The 17,529-nt window shown below is 58.1% G+C and carries 15 protein-coding genes; 4 read left to right on the plus strand and 11 right to left on the minus strand.

Annotated elements, in window-relative coordinates:
* Positions 1-13 precede the first annotated feature (13 nt).
* The 10 genes from H1Y61_RS19980 to H1Y61_RS20025 form a co-directional block, all read right to left on the minus strand.
* Positions 14-1,375 carry an MmgE/PrpD family protein gene (locus H1Y61_RS19980; protein ID WP_180574562.1) on the minus strand — a complete coding sequence of 454 codons (1,362 nt, stop codon included), beginning with the start codon at positions 1,373-1,375 and terminating at the stop codon, positions 14-16.
* Between the two features lie 8 nt (positions 1,376-1,383).
* The gene (locus H1Y61_RS19985; protein ID WP_180574563.1) at positions 1,384-2,169 is read right to left on the minus strand and encodes an amino acid ABC transporter ATP-binding protein; all 786 of its coding nucleotides are present in this window, start codon (positions 2,167-2,169) and stop codon (positions 1,384-1,386) included.
* A 12-nt stretch (positions 2,170-2,181) separates the two neighbouring features.
* Positions 2,182-2,964, minus strand: a complete 783-nt coding sequence (locus H1Y61_RS19990) for an amino acid ABC transporter permease (protein WP_180574564.1) — start codon at positions 2,962-2,964, stop codon at positions 2,182-2,184.
* Positions 2,961-3,707: an amino acid ABC transporter permease gene (locus tag H1Y61_RS19995; protein WP_180574565.1), complete on the minus strand. Its 747-nt coding sequence runs from the start codon at positions 3,705-3,707 to the stop codon at positions 2,961-2,963. Before H1Y61_RS19995 ends, H1Y61_RS19990 begins: the two co-directional genes overlap by 4 nt.
* Positions 3,708-3,869: 162 nt before the next feature.
* Positions 3,870-4,706, minus strand: a complete 837-nt coding sequence (locus tag H1Y61_RS20000; RefSeq protein WP_156617249.1) for a transporter substrate-binding domain-containing protein — start codon at positions 4,704-4,706, stop codon at positions 3,870-3,872.
* Positions 4,707-4,875: 169 nt separating this feature from the next.
* Positions 4,876-5,955 (minus strand): LLM class flavin-dependent oxidoreductase, encoded by a 1,080-nt coding sequence (locus H1Y61_RS20005; protein ID WP_180574566.1) that lies wholly within the window; start codon positions 5,953-5,955, stop codon positions 4,876-4,878.
* A gap of 84 nt (positions 5,956-6,039) precedes the next feature.
* Positions 6,040-7,041, minus strand: a complete 1,002-nt coding sequence (locus H1Y61_RS20010) for an ABC transporter permease (protein WP_235680909.1) — start codon at positions 7,039-7,041, stop codon at positions 6,040-6,042.
* Positions 7,042-7,048: 7 nt separating this feature from the next.
* Positions 7,049-8,110: an ABC transporter permease gene (locus H1Y61_RS20015; protein ID WP_180574567.1), complete on the minus strand. Its 1,062-nt coding sequence runs from the start codon at positions 8,108-8,110 to the stop codon at positions 7,049-7,051.
* Positions 8,100-9,653 (minus strand): sugar ABC transporter ATP-binding protein, encoded by a 1,554-nt coding sequence (locus H1Y61_RS20020; protein WP_180574568.1) that lies wholly within the window; start codon positions 9,651-9,653, stop codon positions 8,100-8,102. Before H1Y61_RS20020 ends, H1Y61_RS20015 begins: the two co-directional genes overlap by 11 nt.
* A 72-nt stretch (positions 9,654-9,725) precedes the next feature.
* Positions 9,726-10,739 carry a sugar ABC transporter substrate-binding protein gene (locus tag H1Y61_RS20025; RefSeq protein ID WP_180574569.1) on the minus strand — a complete coding sequence of 338 codons (1,014 nt, stop codon included), beginning with the start codon at positions 10,737-10,739 and terminating at the stop codon, positions 9,726-9,728.
* A gap of 343 nt (positions 10,740-11,082) precedes the next feature.
* Here H1Y61_RS20025 and H1Y61_RS20030 point away from each other — a divergent pair, with 343 nt between their 5' ends.
* A complete protein-coding gene (locus tag H1Y61_RS20030) occupies positions 11,083-12,405 on the plus strand; it encodes an O-acetylhomoserine aminocarboxypropyltransferase/cysteine synthase family protein (RefSeq protein WP_180574570.1) in 1,323 nt (440 codons plus the stop codon).
* A gap of 75 nt (positions 12,406-12,480) precedes the next feature.
* On the opposite strand, the gene H1Y61_RS20035 is transcribed toward H1Y61_RS20030, so the two are convergent.
* The gene (locus H1Y61_RS20035) at positions 12,481-13,527 is read right to left on the minus strand and encodes a substrate-binding domain-containing protein (RefSeq protein ID WP_180574571.1); all 1,047 of its coding nucleotides are present in this window, start codon (positions 13,525-13,527) and stop codon (positions 12,481-12,483) included.
* Between the two features lie 368 nt (positions 13,528-13,895).
* Between H1Y61_RS20035 and H1Y61_RS20040 the strand changes: the two genes are divergently transcribed.
* The 3 genes from H1Y61_RS20040 to H1Y61_RS20050 are packed head-to-tail and all read left to right on the plus strand — an operon-like array spanning position 13,896 to position 17,498.
* A complete protein-coding gene (locus H1Y61_RS20040) occupies positions 13,896-15,377 on the plus strand; it encodes a sugar ABC transporter ATP-binding protein (protein WP_180574572.1) in 1,482 nt (493 codons plus the stop codon).
* Positions 15,377-16,423: an ABC transporter permease gene (locus H1Y61_RS20045; RefSeq protein WP_180574573.1), complete on the plus strand. Its 1,047-nt coding sequence runs from the start codon at positions 15,377-15,379 to the stop codon at positions 16,421-16,423. Before H1Y61_RS20040 ends, H1Y61_RS20045 begins: the two co-directional genes overlap by 1 nt.
* 31 nt (positions 16,424-16,454) lie before the next feature.
* Complete coding sequence (locus H1Y61_RS20050; RefSeq protein WP_180574574.1) at positions 16,455-17,498, plus strand: substrate-binding domain-containing protein; 1,044 nt, start codon at positions 16,455-16,457, stop codon at positions 17,496-17,498.
* Positions 17,499-17,529 lie beyond the last annotated feature (31 nt).

Genomic DNA, 17,529 nt, shown 5'->3' on the forward strand with positions numbered 1-17,529 from the left:
TGTGGGGCTGGCGTCATTTACGGTTATTGGAGACGTCCTGGTTGAGAAGGGCAAGCAGGCGGCGCAGATCGGCACTGCTGCTCATATCCCGGACGAGCGAAGGGATTTCGGCAAAGGAGGCATCCGCCCCAGTCGCCTCGCGGAATTTGTCGGCTGGATCGGCAAGCCCCGGCAGGCCGTCGAACCGGCGCTGGATGGTACCGCCATCTTTCAGCACGATATCGAGGATCACAAATCGCGTCGTCGGATCACTCGACATCCGGGGAGCACTCTCCTGATGCAGACGACCGGCGCGGGCAGCGAGGGCCATCAGCCTTGGCTCCACAGGTCGCTCATCGAAATGGTCGAGCCGCAGGGCTCCATCAATCAGGCAGGCGGCAAAAACATATTCTGGGCTGAAGCGCGCCTCAATCCCATTCGTCGGCTTGGTAACGACGAGTGCGGCATCGGCACCGGGCGGATAGGTGAAGGTGATCCTATCGATGGCGTCAGCGGCAAGGCCCTCGCGATGCAGGTCTATGCCGAGGGATGCGACCGGATGGCTGGCCGTGCAGCAAGGATAGGCTTTCAGCGTCAGGCCCGGCGAAACGATCTGCCAGGGCGCACCCCAGTTCTCAACCACGGTTTCCGGATGCCCTGCCCCGAAGGCATAGGCAGAATGAAAGCCAACCGGATTGTCTAGAAAATCAGGCGCCCCCCCGAAACCCGCCGAGGCCAGCCGCGCCGCCAGCAGGCCGGAGCGCGCCGCCATGCCGGCATGATAGGGCTTGGCGTCGAAACCGAACTGCAATCTGAGCCCGGAGGATTGCGTTGCGGCAAGGCCAAGCGCCACCGCTGTTTCTTCCGGCGATGCCTGCGTCACATGGCAGATCGCCGCCGCCGCACCCACCGTGCCGAGGGTCGCCGTAGCGTGGAAGCCGTTTTCGTAATGCCGGGCACCGAGCGACAAGCCCAGCCGCGCCATGGCCTCCAGCCCGACAACATAGGATGCGACCATTGCGTCGGCGGTAAAATCGCGCTCCTCAGCCAGGGCAAGCAATGCCGGAACGATCACGGTCGTCGGATGGCCGCGCACGCTGGAATGCACATCGTCATAGTCAAGCACATGACCCGCATAGGCGTTGACGACAGCCGCAACCAGCGGATCGACGCGGCGCGCGCTGCCGATCAGGATGGCATCGCCGCCGATTTTCCCGCCGAGTGCGGTCGAGACGATAGCCGTTGTCCGCTCCCCTGCGCCAGCAATCGCACAGGCCAGAAAATCAATGATCGCGGTGCGGGCCGCTGCCATGGCCGCATTGTCGCGGGCGGGTTCAGATTGCACAATTGCCCGCGCGAAAGCGCTGGTCAGTGGCGCGGCTGTGGTCGTCGTCATGGCAGCTCCTATATGCCTTCGCCTTCGCGCACCGTACCCCGGCCCGACAACCCACCGACGAACTGGCGGATGCGCGGATTATCGCTCTTATGGAAGATCTCTTCCGGCGAGCCTTGTCCGACGATGCGGCCATTCTCTGTGAATACCACGATGTCGCTGATCTCTTCGGCAAAGCGCATTTCATGGGTGACGAGAATGCTGGTCATGCCATCGCGGATCAGGTCACGGATCACCCACAAGACCTCGCCGACGGTTTCAGGATCGAGGGCCGACGTAACCTCGTCGAACAGCACGAGATCGGGTTTCATCGCCAGCGCCCGGGCAATCGCCACGCGCTGCTGCTGCCCACCGGAGAGCTGGCCCGGATAAGCATCAGCCTTTTCGCCAAGCCGCACCTTGTCCAGCAATTCGCGCGCAACCTTTTCCGCTTCGCGTCTTGCAGTCCCCAAGATGCGGGTCGGTGCAAGCATGATATTGTCGAGCACCGTCAGGTGTGGAAAGAGATTATATTGCTGGAAGACGATGCCGACCCGTTTGCGCAGCGCGATACGTTCGCTTTCCTTGGTCAACTGGTCCACGCGGGTCCCCGCCACGGTGATGCGACCGCTTTGGGCCGTCACCAGCGCGTTGATGCAGCGCAGGATGGTGGATTTGCCCGAGCCGGACGGACCGATGATCGACACGGCATCGCCCTTGTTGACCGTCAGGTCGATGCCCTTCAGCACCTGCGTCTGGCCGAAGGACAGGTGCACGTCTTCCAAGCGGACGATGGCATTGTCGGTATTTGCAATCATTCTCTCAAATCCTCAGGCCGCCTTGAAACGGCGCTCCAGGCGGCGGGTCAGGCCGGCGATCGGGTAGCAAAGCGCGAAGAAGGCGGCCATCACCACGACATAGGCAATGACGGTAAAATCAAGCCGGCGTACGGATGTGCTGGCATCGGTGGCGGCATGGAGAAGTTCATGAACGCCGACCAGCGAGGCCAGCGACGTCCCCATGGTGATCGAGGCAAGCACATTCATCCATGGCGGCAGCGACCGGCGCAGGCATTGCGGCAGGATGATCCAGCGCAGCGCCTGCCAGCGCGAAAAGCCCAGGCCTTGTGCCGCCTCCCATTGCGCGGTCGGAATGGACAGGATGGCACCACGGGTGATTTCGGCGATATAGGCGCTTGCCGGGATGGCGAGACCGACCATGGCTTTCACCCAATCGGGAAAGGATAGATAATTGCCAAAGACGATGATCTCGAAAGGAAAGATATAGGTTGTCGCAAAGATCAGCACCAGATGCGGCGCATTGCGAAACACCTGCACATAGACCGCAGCCGGGTAGCGGACCAGCCGGAATGGCACCATTTGCAGCATGCCGAGCAGGATGCCCAGCACGCTTCCCAGCGTCATCGCCGACAGGCTGATGACGATGTTCATCGCAAAGCCGGAGCCGAGATAAGGAAGCCATTGCACCAGTTCACGGCCAAGCGACAGATCGGCCAATGCCCAGATAAGGATTGCTAGCGGCAAGGCGACAAGAGCTATATTGCGCAGCGCGGGGCTGCGGCCCGCATGGTTGTGAAGCATTGGCGACATCATAGCCCATATCCCGGAATGGCGAGCTTGCGCTCGACCCAAAGGCCGACGCGGGCGACGACCAGATTGATGAGGCTGAAGAAGGCCAGGATAACGATCATCAGTTCTATGACATTGTCACGCTGCGTCCAGACCATGATCGACGCATAGGTGATTTCGCTGACGGCAATCGCATTGCCGACCGTCGTCAGCTTGACGAGATTGATCAGGTTATTGACAATGGCCGGTAGCGAAGCCCGAAAGGCGAGCGGCACCTCGACATAGCGCAGAATCTGGAACTGGCTGAAGCCAATGCCGCGAGCCGCCTCGATGGTCGAGGCCGGTACAGCTTCAATCCCGGCGCGGATCGCTTCGCAATGCAAGGCCGCCACATGCAGGCCCACCACCGCAACCACCCAGAAAAACGGCGTCAGCGGATTGTTCTGCGCGCCGCCGACAAGATTGGACACAACCGTGTTCAACACCAGAAAGCTGAACATCAACTGCACCAGCGTCGGCGTATTGCGGGTCACCTCCACAAATGCCCGCACCGGCGCGGAAAGCCATGACCTTCCCGATGTCAGGCAGGCGGCAAACAATAGACCAAACAGCAAACTGACGGGAATGAGCAAAGCCACCAGATAAAGCGTGGTCAAAAAACCCTCCCGCCAGATCTGCGCCTCATATCCCGTTGCCAGGAACTCAAAATTAAGCCCGATACTGCCCGTCAGACGGACGAACAGATCGGTGAGATTGATATCCTGCATGTGTCTCTACCGTTGCGCCGCTGATACAACGAGTCTTGTACCATAAGTCTTGGAAAATGACGCGCCGTATTTGGTGTTCGAATATCCCAAGCCGTTGATGGATTTGAGATATTCGAAATCTGTTGAAAGCAAAGATGTGGTACACATCTTCCGGCCTTCGTCTTACTTGGTCGCAGCGAGTGCCTTGTGTTCCTGCTCGAGATAGTCGGTATTCAGCAGGCGGCTGGACTTGGCGAAATCGAGCAGTTTGCCGGAAACATGCAGTTTTTTAACGGCGTTGTCGAGGGCGGCCTGGGTATCCTTCTCGCCCTTGCGCAGCCAGATGACCGAGTCCGAAGGAACCAGTTCGGTTGGGAACGGAATAGCATAATCCTTCCATTCCTCCGGGCGATCCTGCAACAACAGCCCTACAGTTGCGCCGACATGCACGGCCGCCACGCAATTGCCGCCTTGCAACGCCAGCAGCGATTCCGGCTGGCTCGGCAGCGCCTTGACGATGGCACCATATTCCTCGATCAGCGGCTGGGTATAGTTGGAGCCCTGCGAGACGCAAACCGGTTTGCCCTTCAGGTCCGCCCAATCCTTCAGGCCGCTATCCTTGCGCACCACGGCAGCACCACCGCTGCGATCATAAGGCGTCGGCACAAAATCCAGCACCTTGGCACGGTCTTCGGTATACTGCATATTGGCGATCAGGATATCAACTTTGCCCTGCTGGAGAAACTGCACGCGGTTGGGCGGCGTGACCGTCACCGTCTCCAGCTTGACGCCGAGATCATCAGCCAGTGCCTGGGCAATATCGACGTTAAAGCCTTTCTGCTCCTGGCTTTTCGGATCGATATAACCAAAAGGTGCGCCAGACAGGATAACACCGACAGTCAGCTTGCCACGTCCCTTGATGCGGTCAAGCGTGGCATCCGCCGAGGCTTGGGTTGCGACGAGGGCGGATATCGAGAGAACAAAACCGAAGATTGTCTTGGTCATGGTGGCGGCAAGCATGGCGAGGCTCCTTATTTTGGCGACACCGTATTAAAGAGCCGCAACGATCACGAGCAATGGTGTTCCTCCATACCCAGCCTTCAAGGATCGGTCTACCGGAGATTACGACTAAAGTAGAATTTTCTTCATGCCTGGCTGGCCTCCCGTCCCTCGCCGCATCCCCTTCCTGTTAATCTTGAGGCGACAGCAACAAAGGCAGCAATTGCTTTCCCTGCCGTTCGATTTCCGCAAGATAGGGGGTATCGGACAGAATGAAGTGGCTGATCCCGAGATCGCGATAACGACTGAGCGCGCGGGCGACATCCTGTGCGGAGCCGACGAGCCATGTCGTTCCAGCCCCGCCGCCGCCGAATTTTCCCGGCGCCGTATAAAGGTTTTCGTCCAGAACGTCGCCTCGGGAATGAAGATCTAGAAGCCGCATTTGTCCGATCGCCACGTCCCGCTTGTGGTCATGCCAGCCAGCGCCGCTGGTTTTCGCCATTTCCGCCACTTTGGCCTCAGCATCGGCCCACGCTTGCTCCGTTGTGTCACGAACGAGGGTGGTAATCCTGAGACCGAATTCCAAGGGCGGAAGATCGCGGTCCAATGTCCGGCTGAGCGCCTTCAATCGGTCGATCCGTTCCCGAACCCCGTCAAGCGGCTCTCCCCAGAAAAGCTGAACATCCGCTTGGCCGGCGGCGACATGTTCCGCCGCTTCCGATGCGCCACCGAAATAGAGCTTGGGATGCGGGCGTCCTTTCCTTGGCCTGATCCGTGGCTCCACCGTGGAATTCGCAACACGGAAATGCGTGCCTTCGAAGCTGACATTCTCTTCGGTCCATAGCCGGCGCACCAGCCGCATGAATTCTGCTGTGCGGGCGTAGCGATGGGCAGAATCGCCTTCGCTATCGCCATAGGCAGCAAGATCGTCCTTGCCCGAAACCACATTGACGCGGACGCGACCATTGCTCAAATGATCCAGCGTTGCGGCTGCGGAGGCGAAATTGGCCGGTTTCCAATAGCCGGGCCGAATAGCGATCAACGGTTCGAACCGGGTCGTGCGTGCGGCCAGTGACGTTGCCACTGTAAACGTATCGGGCCGCCCCCAACCGGTACCGATCAAGGCGCCCGCCCAGCCATGGGCCTCCAAGGCTTTGGCATGAGCAGTCAAGCTATCAAGGCTGTTATGATCCTCGCCAGCGATATCACCGCGATGACCTGCCTTGACGTCGTTGGGGATATACCAGAGAAATTCCGTCTTACTGGTCATGCGCCCATCCGGTTTTCCAACATACGCGGTTCAAAAGCGCCGCCCATTGGCTGGCGACTGTGTTTACGATCACGGTGTTTGCGATCACGACGGGCGCGCCGTCTTAGAACTCAAGGCCAGCACAGAGAAAATCAGCAGGCCCGTTGCAACCTGTTGCCAGTAGAAATTCAAGCCTGATAGCAGCAACCCGTTCGAGACGAGGCCAAGCAGCAGAACGCCGAGCACCGTGCCAATCACATTGGGCCGACGCAGCGGATGGAGCGTGGTGCCGATAAAGGTCGCGCCAATGGCATTCAACAGGAAGGCGTTGCCGGATGACGGAATGTAGACATTGACCGTTGCCGTCAAAAGAATGCCAGCAATTGCGGCAATCAGCCCGGCCAGAATATAGGCGCTCGCAACAACTGAGGCGACAGACAGGCCGGAATAGCGCGCCACGCTGGCTTGGGTGCCGATGGCCGTCAGAGCCCGCCCGAAGCGGGTCATTGACAATAGCACGGCAGTCAAAACAATCAGCAGGAACGTGACGACCAGCGGCACGGGTATGCCGAGCAATTGTCCATGGCCGATGAACGAAAAGCCTGACGGAATGGCGGCTTGGGACAGATAGACCGGATTGCCGCCATTGGTGAGCAATTGCTGCACGCTGCGGCCGATGAACAGCGTTCCAAGCGTTGCCAGAAACGGCGAGATGCCAATTGCTGAAATCAACAGGCCATTCAAGGCACCGACCAGTCCGCCGGCGAAGATTGCCGCCAGCACCGCGAGGCCGACGGGCACACCACCCAGCACCAGCGAGACGAAGGTGAAACTGGCAAAATCCACCGCCGTTGCAACCGAAAGATCGATGCCGCCGGAGGCGACGGCAAAGGTCATCGCAATCGACACGATGGCGAGCAAGGCGACATTATTGACCAGCACACTCATCAGGTTAGCACCGGTCAGGAAACTTGGCGCCACCGTTGAAAATATCGCAATCACCGCGAGGATAGCGAGGATTAGCGCATAACGCGCCAAATATCCGATCCGCAGGTGACCGGACGCCAAAGCCCCAGCCGTCTGCGTTTTGGTGTTAACCGTTGACATGATGATCCTACCTCCTGCGCAGCAAAGTGGTGGCCGAGACGACCAGAAGGATCAGCGCGCCCTGGACGCCAGCCACCAATGTGCTCGACAGATTGAGCAGTTGAAATCCATTGATCAGCACACCGACAAAAATCGCCGAAACCAGCGTGCCGGGAATGGTCGGCACCAGCCGCCGTGAAAAGACAGAGCCTAGCAGAGTGGTTACCACGACGGGCAGCAAGATATCGCCAGCACCGGTGGAACTGCCGCTGAGATAAGACGTATTGAGGATGCCAGCGATACCGCCCAGCAGACCGGCGGCGATGAAGGCACCTGCCGTCAGGGTTTTAACCCTGAGGCCCGCCGCCCTTGCGGCTTCCGGAAATTCACCGACCGCGTAAAGCCTCAAACCCAGCGCGGTATATTGGACGACAGCTCCAACCAGCAAGGCCGCTCCCAGCAGGATATAGGCCAGCACAGGCAGGCCAAACGGCCCCGTGGCTGAAAGCGCCGAGAGAAAATCGGTTGATGCCGGAATGACAGTGTTTTGGGTCAGCACCAGTTCGAGACCCGCCACCACATTCATCACCGCAAGCGTTGCCAGAAGCGGCACAATACCGACAATGACCACAGCCAAGGCATTGACAAGACCGATGATCAATCCGGTGGCCAGCGCCCCCAAAACGGCAACACCATCGCTCCATCCCAGCTGCACAAGACTGGCATAGACCGCAGCACTAAGGCCCATATTGGCGGCCAGCGACAGATCGATCCCGCCCGTCACAACATTCGAACCGCCCGCAGTGATCACCACCGTCAGCCCGAAGGCCAGCACCCCGAGAATGGCCGACTGCGCAAGAACATTGCCCAGATTGCCGAGGCTAAAGAAGAAGGGAGCCGTCAGCGAAAAGAACAGGAAGACGCCAAGGATTCCGAGGATGGACCCGGTCCGCAGCAGCCAGGCAGCCCCCCACGCAGCACCCTTGCGGGGCTGGGCAAAGTCGCGCGCCTCGGAAGAGCCGTTTTGACGTGTGCCGGTGGGTATAGGCGACCTCAAGTCAATCGAAACGGAATTGACATCAACCGACATGGCGCAATCCTTCCCCCAAGCCCGTTGCGGCATCCGACCCCGTTGTGGCGGCGAAAACGGCGTCCGCTGTCGTCTGGCTCGATGTCAGTTCTGCCGTGATCCGGCCCCGGAAAAACACCAGAATCAGGTCGGTTATGCCAACCAGTTCCGGCAGGTCGGACGACAGGATGATGACGCCTGCGCCCTTTTCGACCAGCTCGCCGATCAGCTGGTAAATTTCGACTTTCGCGCCGATATCGACGCCAACAGTCGGCTCGTCCAGAAGATAGATTTCCGATTGACGGCTCAGCCATTTTGCAATCGCCACCTTCTGTTGATTGCCACCGGACAGCGTTCGTACCGGCGCATCGCGGCCTGCCGTCTTGATCTGCAATTGCCCGATCAGCCTGTCCACTGCATTCTTTTCAAGACCGGTCTTCAGAAAACCCGCCCTCGAAAAACGGTCGAGACTGGCAAGCGTGATGTTTTCCGCCACCGTGAGATCAAGGGCTACGCCGTTGCCGCGCCGGTCTTCCGGAACAAGCGCCAGATTGCGCGACACGGCTTGACGTGGGCTGTCGAATGACACCGCTGTCTCGCCCGTTTGAATGGTACCCGAGCCTGCTGTTTCCAGACCAAACAGTGTCTGCAACAGTTCCTTGGCACCGGAGCCTAAAAGACCGGTGATACCGAGCACTTCGCCCCGGTGCAGGCTGAAGGACACGTCCTCATACTGGCCTTCGGCTGTCAAGCCACGAACGTCCAGCAGGCGCTCGCCCTTGGCGACGACCGGTTTTGGAAACATCTCGGCAATATCGCGCTCCACCATCAGGGTTGCAATCTGTTTTGCCGAAAGACCGGCAAGCGAGCGGCTGGCAACGACCTCACCATTGCGCAGCACGGTCACGTCGTCGCAAAGCGCTTCGATTTCGGCCAGGTAATGCGAGATATAAACGATCGTCACCCCCTCATCACGCAACCGCCGGATCAGGGAAAACAGCATGTCGGCCTCGCGCCGCACCAGCGCCGCCGTCGGCTCGTCGAACACCAGCACCTTGGGCTTGGCCAGCAGCGCGCGTGTGATCTGCACGATCTGCTTTTGCGCGGTGGTCAACTCGCCGATCAATGCATTGGTCGGCAGGCTCAGGCCGAAATAGTCCTGCAAAATCGCCTGCGCCTGGCGTTTCATCGCGCGCCGGTCCAGAAATGGCGTGCCGGCAATCTTCGGTTCGCGCCCCAGAAACAAGGCCTCGCCAACCGTGAAGGACGGGACCAGAAGGCGATCCTGATGAATGAAATGGATGCCAAGCTTTTCGACCAGCGGCGGTGTCAGATCCTGTATTGCGACCCCGTCGATCTTGATCGTTCCGTCATCCTGCCGGTGAAGACCGGCGAGAATCTTGATCAGGGTCGATTTTCCCGCACCATTCTGGCCGACAAGCCCATGGATCGTTCCAGCGCGAATGCCAAACGATACCTCGGCCAGCGCTGTTGCTCCGCCAAACCGTTTGGAAATGCCATGAAAGCGGATTGCATCGCCCTCCGCAGGCTGTCTCTCACGCATAAAAATGTCCTTCGCAAAGCCGCTTGTCGCCCCCGGCATAAGCTGTGGCGTTCCAACACCCTGCCTTGGCGATCAGCCGATCCCGAGCTTCTTGGTGACCTCGTTGACAGTCTGCTTGTTGGCCAGCAGGGCTGGCACATAGCTCTCACGCGGCAAGGTCTTGCCGGACAGCAGCAGCGCCACATTCTGAATGGCCTGGCGACCGAGTTCGGCGGGCTGTTGGGCAACATCTGCAGCGGCAGGCGAGGCCGGGTCCGCCACCAGTTGCAACACTTCAGGGCTGCCATCGACGCCGTAGGTCTTGATTTCCGTGCGCCCGGCTGCCGCCAGCGCCTGGGTTGCCCCCAATTGCGGAATATCCCAGGCGGACCAGATGGCTTTGATCGAGCCTTTTTCCGGATATTTGTTGAGAATGGCGGTGACCTGGGCGAATGCCTCCTGCACGGTATTGGGGATGACGTCGCGCAGTTCCGGCTGGATAATCTTGACCTTCGGGAAATACTTGATGACGTTAACAAGCTGGTCATAGCGGATGGCGCAGGGCGTCACGCCATAAAAGCCATTGAAAACCACGACATTGCCTTCACCGCCAATGTCAGAGACCAGTTGCAGGGCCAGATCCTTGCCGATACCCCAATTGTCGGAGGTCGAATTGTTCAGCGAATGGCTGGAGCCGACATCAATGGTCAGAACCGGAATGCCAGCGTCGCGCGCCCGTTTCAGCCAGGGGTCGATAACCGTCAAGGTGCCGAGCAATTGCACGATGGCATCCGGCTTTTGCGCGATCAGGGTTTGGAGTTGAGCCACCAGCTTGCCATCGCTACGGCCCGCATCGACGGCAAGAGGTTCGCCGCCCAGACGCTTCACTTCGGCAATCTGGGCATTATAGGCCTGGAGGTCAAAGAAATGGTCGGTCCCTGCCGTGCTGATGCCGATCCGTTTGCCCTTCAGGCTGAGAGCTTCATCTGCTGCATGGGCAGCATTGACACCAAGCAGGCTTGCCCCCGCAACTGCTGCGCCAGCAAAGGCCGCGAGCTTGATGAGCTGACGCCGTCCAATTTCAGTGTTGAATTCGTCGTCCGACATGTCGTCTTCTCCGGTTGTCTAGTTTTTCTATAGAGTAAGATTATTTGCTGTTTGGCCGAGAAAGGATTTTGCGTCTTGATAAACCAAGTGGGAAAAACAGACCCAATCAGCACCGAAATGGCGCAGCGATCATCCCAGCCAGCTTTTCGCTCAGACGTTAAGAGGCAGCAGACGACCGGCTCTTCCCTCAGGCGCAATTTCTAAGCGGTGTCGAAAGAAGGGAAGAATATTTCTCTACTTAATCGATGGATTATTCCATCATGCAACCGTCACAGAGGCCAAAGGCATAGCAAAAATCCAGGGCGGTGACTGGCGGAAATTCAACACAGGACGGGAGTTACAGATGAGCAGCAAACCATTGCATCCAGAAACGCTGGCCCTTCATGCCGGCTGGCGCGCCGACCCGACGACGGGGGCTGTCGCCGTTCCGATCTATCAGACCACGTCTTTTCAGTTCCGAGATACGGAGCATGCGGCCAATCTGTTTGCCCTGAAAGAGCTGGGTAATATCTATAGCCGCATCGGCAACCCAACGGTGGATGTGCTTGAGCAGCGCATTGCAGCAATCGAAGGCGGCGTTGCGGCATTGGCGCTTGCCTCCGGTCAGGCGGCGTCTGCCTTTGCGATCCAGAACCTTGCCAAAGTCGGCGACAATATCGTCAGCTCCACCGATCTCTATGGCGGCACATGGAACCTGTTTGCCAACACGCTGAAAGATCAGGGCATTGAGGTTCGTTTTGTTGATCCGACAGACCCGGAAAACTTCCGCCGCGCCACAGATGAGCGCACCCGCGCCTATTATGCAGAGACCCTGCCCAACCCGAAACTGACCGTTTTCCCGATTGCCGAAGTGGCAAGCATTGGCCGCGAATTCGGCATTCCGCTGATTGTGGACAATACCGCAGCCCCCTTGCTGGCGCGGCCCTTTGATCATGGCGCTGCTGTGGTTGTTTATTCCTCCACCAAATATCTTGGCGGCCACGGCACGTCCATTGGCGGCTTGATCGTTGATGGCGGCAATTTCGACTGGGAAGCCCACAAAGAGCGCCAGCCAGCCTTGAACACACCAGACCCAAGCTACCACGGCGCCGTCTGGACGGAAGCCACCAAGCCGCTTGGTCCTATTGCCTATATCATCAAGGCGCGTGTGACCCTGCTGCGTGATCTTGGGGCTGCACTCTCACCCTTCAACGCCTTCCAGCTGTTGCAAGGCATTGAAACCCTGCCGCTTCGCATTGAGCGCCACGTTAAAAACGCCGCAGCCGTTGCAGACTATCTGGCCAAGCGGCCAGAAATTGCCAAGGTGATCTATCCATCCCAGCAGAGCGGCGTATGGCGTGAGCGGGCCGATAAGTATCTCAAGGGTGGTTACGGCGGTCTTGTCGGCTTTGAGCTGAAAGACGGGCTGGACGCTGGACGCCAGTTCATCGACGGGCTCGAATTGCTCTATCACGTTGCCAATATTGGTGATGCCCGCAGCCTCGCCATTCATCCGGCCTCGACCACCCACTCCCAGCTGACCGCCGAAGAACAGGCCGCAAGTGGCGTTTCGCCGGGCTATGTGCGCCTTTCCATCGGCATTGAGCATATCGATGACATCATCGCCGATATCCAACGTGGTCTCAATGCGGCATCTTCTGGCGTGCAGAACAGCAAGGCAGCCTGATCAAACATGGAAAACGGAAGCACCGCGAGGTGCTTCCGTTTTTGTCTGCGCAGAGCCTGCTTGGGAGGGAGGTGCTCAAAAAGCAGCAGACGGAATCCAGCTTGCCGTGACAGCAGAGCTTGTCGAGAAGCTTGGAATTTTCTTGGCCAAGTCTTCGATGCTCTTGACGTTGGCATCCCGCAATTGCTTTTGCGTCACCAGAACCGGATCGACAATAATCTGATGCGGCACCGTTTCGCCGGCAATCTGCAAGGCGGCAGCGCGAATGGACACGGCACCCACCACAGCTGGATTGGTGGCAGCGGTTGCAACCCACGGGCTGCCATCCTCAACAATTTCCTGAATGTCAGCGGTGGAAATATCCGCCGAATAGATTTTCAACTTGGCGCTGATGCCCAGATCGGCGGCAGCGAGTTTGACGCCACGGGCGAACTCATCATAAGGCGCAAACACCACGGAAATATCCGGGTTGGCCCGGAAAACCGCTTTGGCCTGATCGGCGGTGGAGGTGGCCGTGATGTCGCTGACCGTGCCGAAACGTGCTTTTTCAACAATGCCGCTGTTGGCAGCTTTCACCTTGTCCCAGATTTCATTGCGGCGATCCAAGGGTGCAAAACCAGCGACATAGGCATATCCAGCATTGAAACTTTTGCCATTGTCCTTGATCGCCTGATCCAGCGTCAGTTCGGCCAGTTTGTGGTCGGATTGTTCCACCTGCGGGATTTTCGGATTGTTCAGGTTCACATCGAAAGCCACGACCTTTATGCCCTTGTCGAGCGCCTGCTGGACGACATCGCTGAGCGATTCCGGCAGGCCGTGGTCAATGACAATGCCTTTCACGCCGAGATTAATGGCCTGTAAAATCTGTTCGCGCTGCTCGGTAGCATCCTGACGACCGGGGAAAATCCGCAGATCAACCCCCAGCGCCTTGGCCTGCGCCTGTGCGCCCGCCTGATAGGCCTGAAAGAAATCGCCAGCGGAAATATAACTAATCAGCGCCAGCTTGACGCCGCCTTGGTCAAACGGCGCAGGTGCGCCAGCAATGCCAGCCGCAACAGCCGAGTGCGTTAAAACCAAAGGTGAAAGAGCGGTGAATGCCAGAAGGCGCAGGATCGATGTCATCGGGTTCCCCATGTTGAACAAAGGCCACCAATCGGGCCACATGGGGATTATTATCAATAAAATCTACCGTTTATAGATTTTTAAAACGTGAAATTCCGGTCAAGAATAGATTTCTTTGCCCTTTGTGCCGCATTCTTCGGTTATTTTATCCGCGGAGTTTGCGATGACGGCTGCTCCAGCAATTGTTGATAAATGCCAGTTCTGATCGCGCTATGCGACAGTATAATGATCGGCACACCACAGCAGGCATCGTTCGGCCCACCTGTTATGCAAATTTATTCTATATATTAAATGATGTTTGAAACTGCCATTCTTGCTGGCGGTCACCAAGGGTTTATCACCTGATCAACACAATTGGTGAGCCCACAATGCCCCTTCTTGACGTCAAAGACATCTCCCGCTCCTTCGGCTCGACCAAGGCCTTGATCGACGCATCGCTGGTCATTGAGCCGGGCGAGATTGTTGCACTGATGGGCGCAAACGGGGCCGGAAAATCTACGCTGGTAAAAATTCTCTCCGGTGTGCAATCGGCGGATTCCGGCAGTATTTTACTAAACGGTCAGCCTTTTGCCCCGCAAAGCCCGGCAGACGCCGGCAAATTTGGCGTGGTGACGGTTCACCAATCCACGGACGTGGTGGGCATTCCCGGCTTGAGCGTGGCCGATGCGCTGCTGCTCAATCACTATGTCGATGGTCGTCAGCCGTTTTTTCTTTCAACCAAAAGCGTGCGGCGTGAGGCAGCGCGCATTTTGAGTGATGCGGGTTTCAACCTGCCTCTCGATCGCGATTTTGCTGATCTGGGTGCTGCGGATCGGCAAATGGTGGCCATTGCACGCGCCCTTGCCAACAAGGCTGAATTGTTGATTTTGGATGAGCCAACCGCCAGCCTCTCAACGCAGGAAGCGGAACGCCTCTATGCCATTCTCCTGGGCTTGAAAGCGCGTGGCATCGCCATTCTCTATATCTCGCATCGCACGGCCGATCTGGCCGCCCTTGCCGACCGCGTGGTTATTCTCCGAGGCGGGCGCAATGTCGGGTCGCTCCGTCGCCCGATTGATTTCGATGCGGCGCTTGAGACCATGATTGGCCGCGCATTGAACACGGCGCGCCCGGATCGACGCACAGAATTTGGCAAAACCGTGCTGGATCTGCGTGGCATTCGACTACTGAACAGCAGCAAACCCTTTGATCTCACCGTGCGCGAGGGTGAAGTGGTGGCCATAACAGGCGTGCTGGGCGCGGGCAAAAGCAGGCTGCTATCAGCATTGTTTGGAGCGGGGCAATTTGCGGCAGGTAAAGCCGTTGTGGATGGCAAGCCCTATGCCCCCAAAAGCCCGGCAGAGGCTATTGCCGCCGGAGTCGCGCTTGTTGCGGAAGATCGCCACCGTTCGGCCCTGATGCCTGCCGATTGGCCGGGTGAAAGCGTGGCAGCCACCATCAGCCTGCCGCATCTCAAGCGCTGGTATCCTTCGGGTTTTCTGGCGTCGGATGCTGAACGGGTGAAGGCAAAGGCTGCCATTTCCCGGCTTGGCATCAAGGCGGCAGGACCAGATGCTTCCGTCTGGTCTCTGTCAGGCGGAAACCAGCAAAAGACGGTGATTGCCCGCTGGGAAGTGGAGCAAAGCCGCCTGCTATTGCTGGATGAGCCGTTTCAGGGCGTCGATGTCGGGGCCCGGCAAGATATTATCACCACCATTCGCAGCCACGCGGATCGCGCAACCCTGATTGCCACCTCGGATTTCGAGGAAGCACAGGAAGTAGCCGACCGTATTTTGCTGATTGATCAACATACTCTGATTGAGCTGACGCCTTCGGCTGCCTCAACCCATCACCACAAGGAAATCGCCTGATGACGACGGTGAATGACATTCCCAAAGAGACGCTGGCCCAAACGCATGATCGCCAAAGCGTGGCAAGTCTTGTGCGGGAAACCATCCGGCGCGGTGCGGTCTTCATTTTGCTGGCGGGATTGATTGTGATCTTCAGCCTTGCCCAGCCCGCCTTTATCAATATCAACAACCTGATGAGCATTTTGCAAGCGGTTGCCGTGGTGGCTATCATTGGGGCAGGCGTGACCGTGACGCTGGCGATTGGCGGCTTTGATCTCTCCGTGGGTGCGGTGGCAGCCTCCAGCGTGATGGCATCCAGCTATGCGATGATTGTGCTGGGGTTGAATGCCTATCAAACCGTGCCGCTGGTGCTGGCCTTTGGCGCGTTGATTGGCTTTGCGAATGCGTTTTTGATCGTCAAGCTCAAGGTGCCAGACCTTCTCGCCACGCTGGCGATGATGTTTCTTCTGTCCGGTCTGCAATTGATCCCGACCGCAGGGCGTTCCATTTCGGTCGGTCTCATTCTGCCCAATGGAACGACTGCAACGGGCAAATATGATCCGCTGTTTCTGACCATCGGTCGCTCCAGCCTGTTTGGCCTGATCCCCTTCCCGGTCGTTCTGTTGGCCATTGTGGCCCTGACGCTGTTTATCCTGACTGAGCGCACCCGTCTTGGTCGGCTGCTGTTTGCCACTGGCGGCAATGAGGTGGCAACACGTTTGGCCGGAGCCAATACGGCAAAGATCAAAACCTTCGCCTATGTGCTCTCCGGTACGCTGGCGGCCTTTGGCGGCATTATCGTGGCGGCGCGGGTTGGCAGGGGTGACGTCTCCTCCGGTGCCTCGCTGCTGATGGACTCGGTTGCAGCCTCACTCATCGGCTTTGCCGTGCTGGGCCTGCGCCGTCCCAACGTGCTGGGCACCATCATTGGTGCGGTGTTTGTTGGCATTTTGCTCAATGGCCTGACCATGCTCAACGCGCCCTATTACACCCAGGATTTCGTCAAGGGTTTCGTGCTGGTTGGCGCCCTTGCCCTCACCTATGGCGTCAGCCGCGCCCGCACATAAACATCGACCTTCTCATCTGAATGGAACCAACATGATCAAGTCTCTTCGCACCCTTGGCGCAGTTCTTCTGGCCGGATCGATTTTTGCCACCACGGCCTCAGCCGCTGGCATTGCGGGTGCGCCCGCCCCGTTTGATAAGAAAACGGTCAACATCGCCGTTGTCAGCTATCTCGGCGGCGGTGATTGGCTGCAAGCCTTTGAGGCAGGCGTCAAGCGGCAGGCCGATGCACTGGGCATTAACCTCACGGTTTCGCAGGCCCGCAATGACAATGATGCAGAACGCGCGCTGATTGAGCAGGCCATCAACCTGAAGGTCGATGGTATCATCATCAACAATGGCCGCCCGGAAGTGTTGCAGGACGTGGCCCAAAAGGCGCTGGATGCAGGCATCAAGGTGGTGGCCTATGATGTGAACCTCGACAATCCCAACATTCCGCAAATTGAGCAGAGCGATGCCGATATGGCCAAGCTGGTGCTGGATCAGGCGGTGAAGGACAAGGGCGATGGCTTCAACGGTGGTGCAATCTATGTCGCCGGGTTTGCGCCGCTGGATCGCCGCTATGCGGTGTGGAAAGACTATGTGGCCAAGCATAATCTGAAGGAAAAGGCCGTCTGGGGCGTGGTCAATGACACGGTTCCGGCCACCGTTGCCGACCAGACCAAGGCTGTGCTGCGCGCCAACCCAGACATTTCGGTGATTTTTACCCCATGGGATGAATTCGCCAAAGACGCAAAGCTGGCAATTGACGAGCTTGGCCTATCCAGCAAGGTCAAAATCTATGGTGTCGATATTTCCACTGCCGATATTCAGTTGATGATTGAGCCAGACAGCGCCTGGGTGGCAACCGCTGCCACCAATGCTGCCGTGGTTGGTGAGGTTTCGGTGCGGGCCGTTTCGCTTGGCATTGCAGGGCAAAACCCCGGCCATTCGGTGTTGCTCAAGCCCACGCTGATCACCCGCGATGATCTGGTGAACAACAAGATCGGGTCGATTGAGGAATTGCAGCAGAAATTCCCGGCGTTTTTGAAGAGCGATGCCGCGACGGCTGCGTGGATTCCATCAACCGTCAAGTAATGCCGCAAGCCGACTGAAAGAGAGAAGCCCA

The organism is Agrobacterium vitis, assembly GCF_013426735.1.
GTDB lineage: Bacteria > Pseudomonadota > Alphaproteobacteria > Rhizobiales > Rhizobiaceae > Allorhizobium > Allorhizobium vitis_D.

Excerpts from the sequence above, each read along its gene's own strand:
- H1Y61_RS19980 (WP_180574562.1), bottom strand. The coding sequence starts at position 1,375 with ATGACGACGACCACAGCCGCGCCACTGACCAGCGCTTTCGCGCGGGCA.
- H1Y61_RS20020 (WP_180574568.1), bottom strand. The coding sequence starts at position 9,653 with ATGCGTGAGAGACAGCCTGCGGAGGGCGATGCAATCCGCTTTCATGGC.
- H1Y61_RS20045 (WP_180574573.1), top strand. The coding sequence starts at position 15,377 with ATGACGACGGTGAATGACATTCCCAAAGAGACGCTGGCCCAAACGCAT.
- H1Y61_RS20050 (WP_180574574.1), top strand. The coding sequence starts at position 16,455 with ATGATCAAGTCTCTTCGCACCCTTGGCGCAGTTCTTCTGGCCGGATCG.
- H1Y61_RS20035 (WP_180574571.1), bottom strand. The coding sequence starts at position 13,527 with ATGACATCGATCCTGCGCCTTCTGGCATTCACCGCTCTTTCACCTTTG.
- H1Y61_RS20030 (WP_180574570.1), top strand. The coding sequence starts at position 11,083 with ATGAGCAGCAAACCATTGCATCCAGAAACGCTGGCCCTTCATGCCGGC.
- H1Y61_RS19995 (WP_180574565.1), bottom strand. The coding sequence starts at position 3,707 with ATGCAGGATATCAATCTCACCGATCTGTTCGTCCGTCTGACGGGCAGT.
- H1Y61_RS20010 (WP_235680909.1), bottom strand. The coding sequence starts at position 7,041 with ATGTCAACGGTTAACACCAAAACGCAGACGGCTGGGGCTTTGGCGTCC.
- H1Y61_RS20015 (WP_180574567.1), bottom strand. The coding sequence starts at position 8,110 with ATGTCGGTTGATGTCAATTCCGTTTCGATTGACTTGAGGTCGCCTATA.
- H1Y61_RS20005 (WP_180574566.1), bottom strand. The coding sequence starts at position 5,955 with ATGACCAGTAAGACGGAATTTCTCTGGTATATCCCCAACGACGTCAAG.
- H1Y61_RS19985 (WP_180574563.1), bottom strand. The coding sequence starts at position 2,169 with ATGATTGCAAATACCGACAATGCCATCGTCCGCTTGGAAGACGTGCAC.
- H1Y61_RS20040 (WP_180574572.1), top strand. The coding sequence starts at position 13,896 with ATGCCCCTTCTTGACGTCAAAGACATCTCCCGCTCCTTCGGCTCGACC.
- H1Y61_RS20000 (WP_156617249.1), bottom strand. The coding sequence starts at position 4,706 with ATGCTTGCCGCCACCATGACCAAGACAATCTTCGGTTTTGTTCTCTCG.
- H1Y61_RS19990 (WP_180574564.1), bottom strand. The coding sequence starts at position 2,964 with ATGATGTCGCCAATGCTTCACAACCATGCGGGCCGCAGCCCCGCGCTG.
- H1Y61_RS20025 (WP_180574569.1), bottom strand. The coding sequence starts at position 10,739 with ATGTCGGACGACGAATTCAACACTGAAATTGGACGGCGTCAGCTCATC.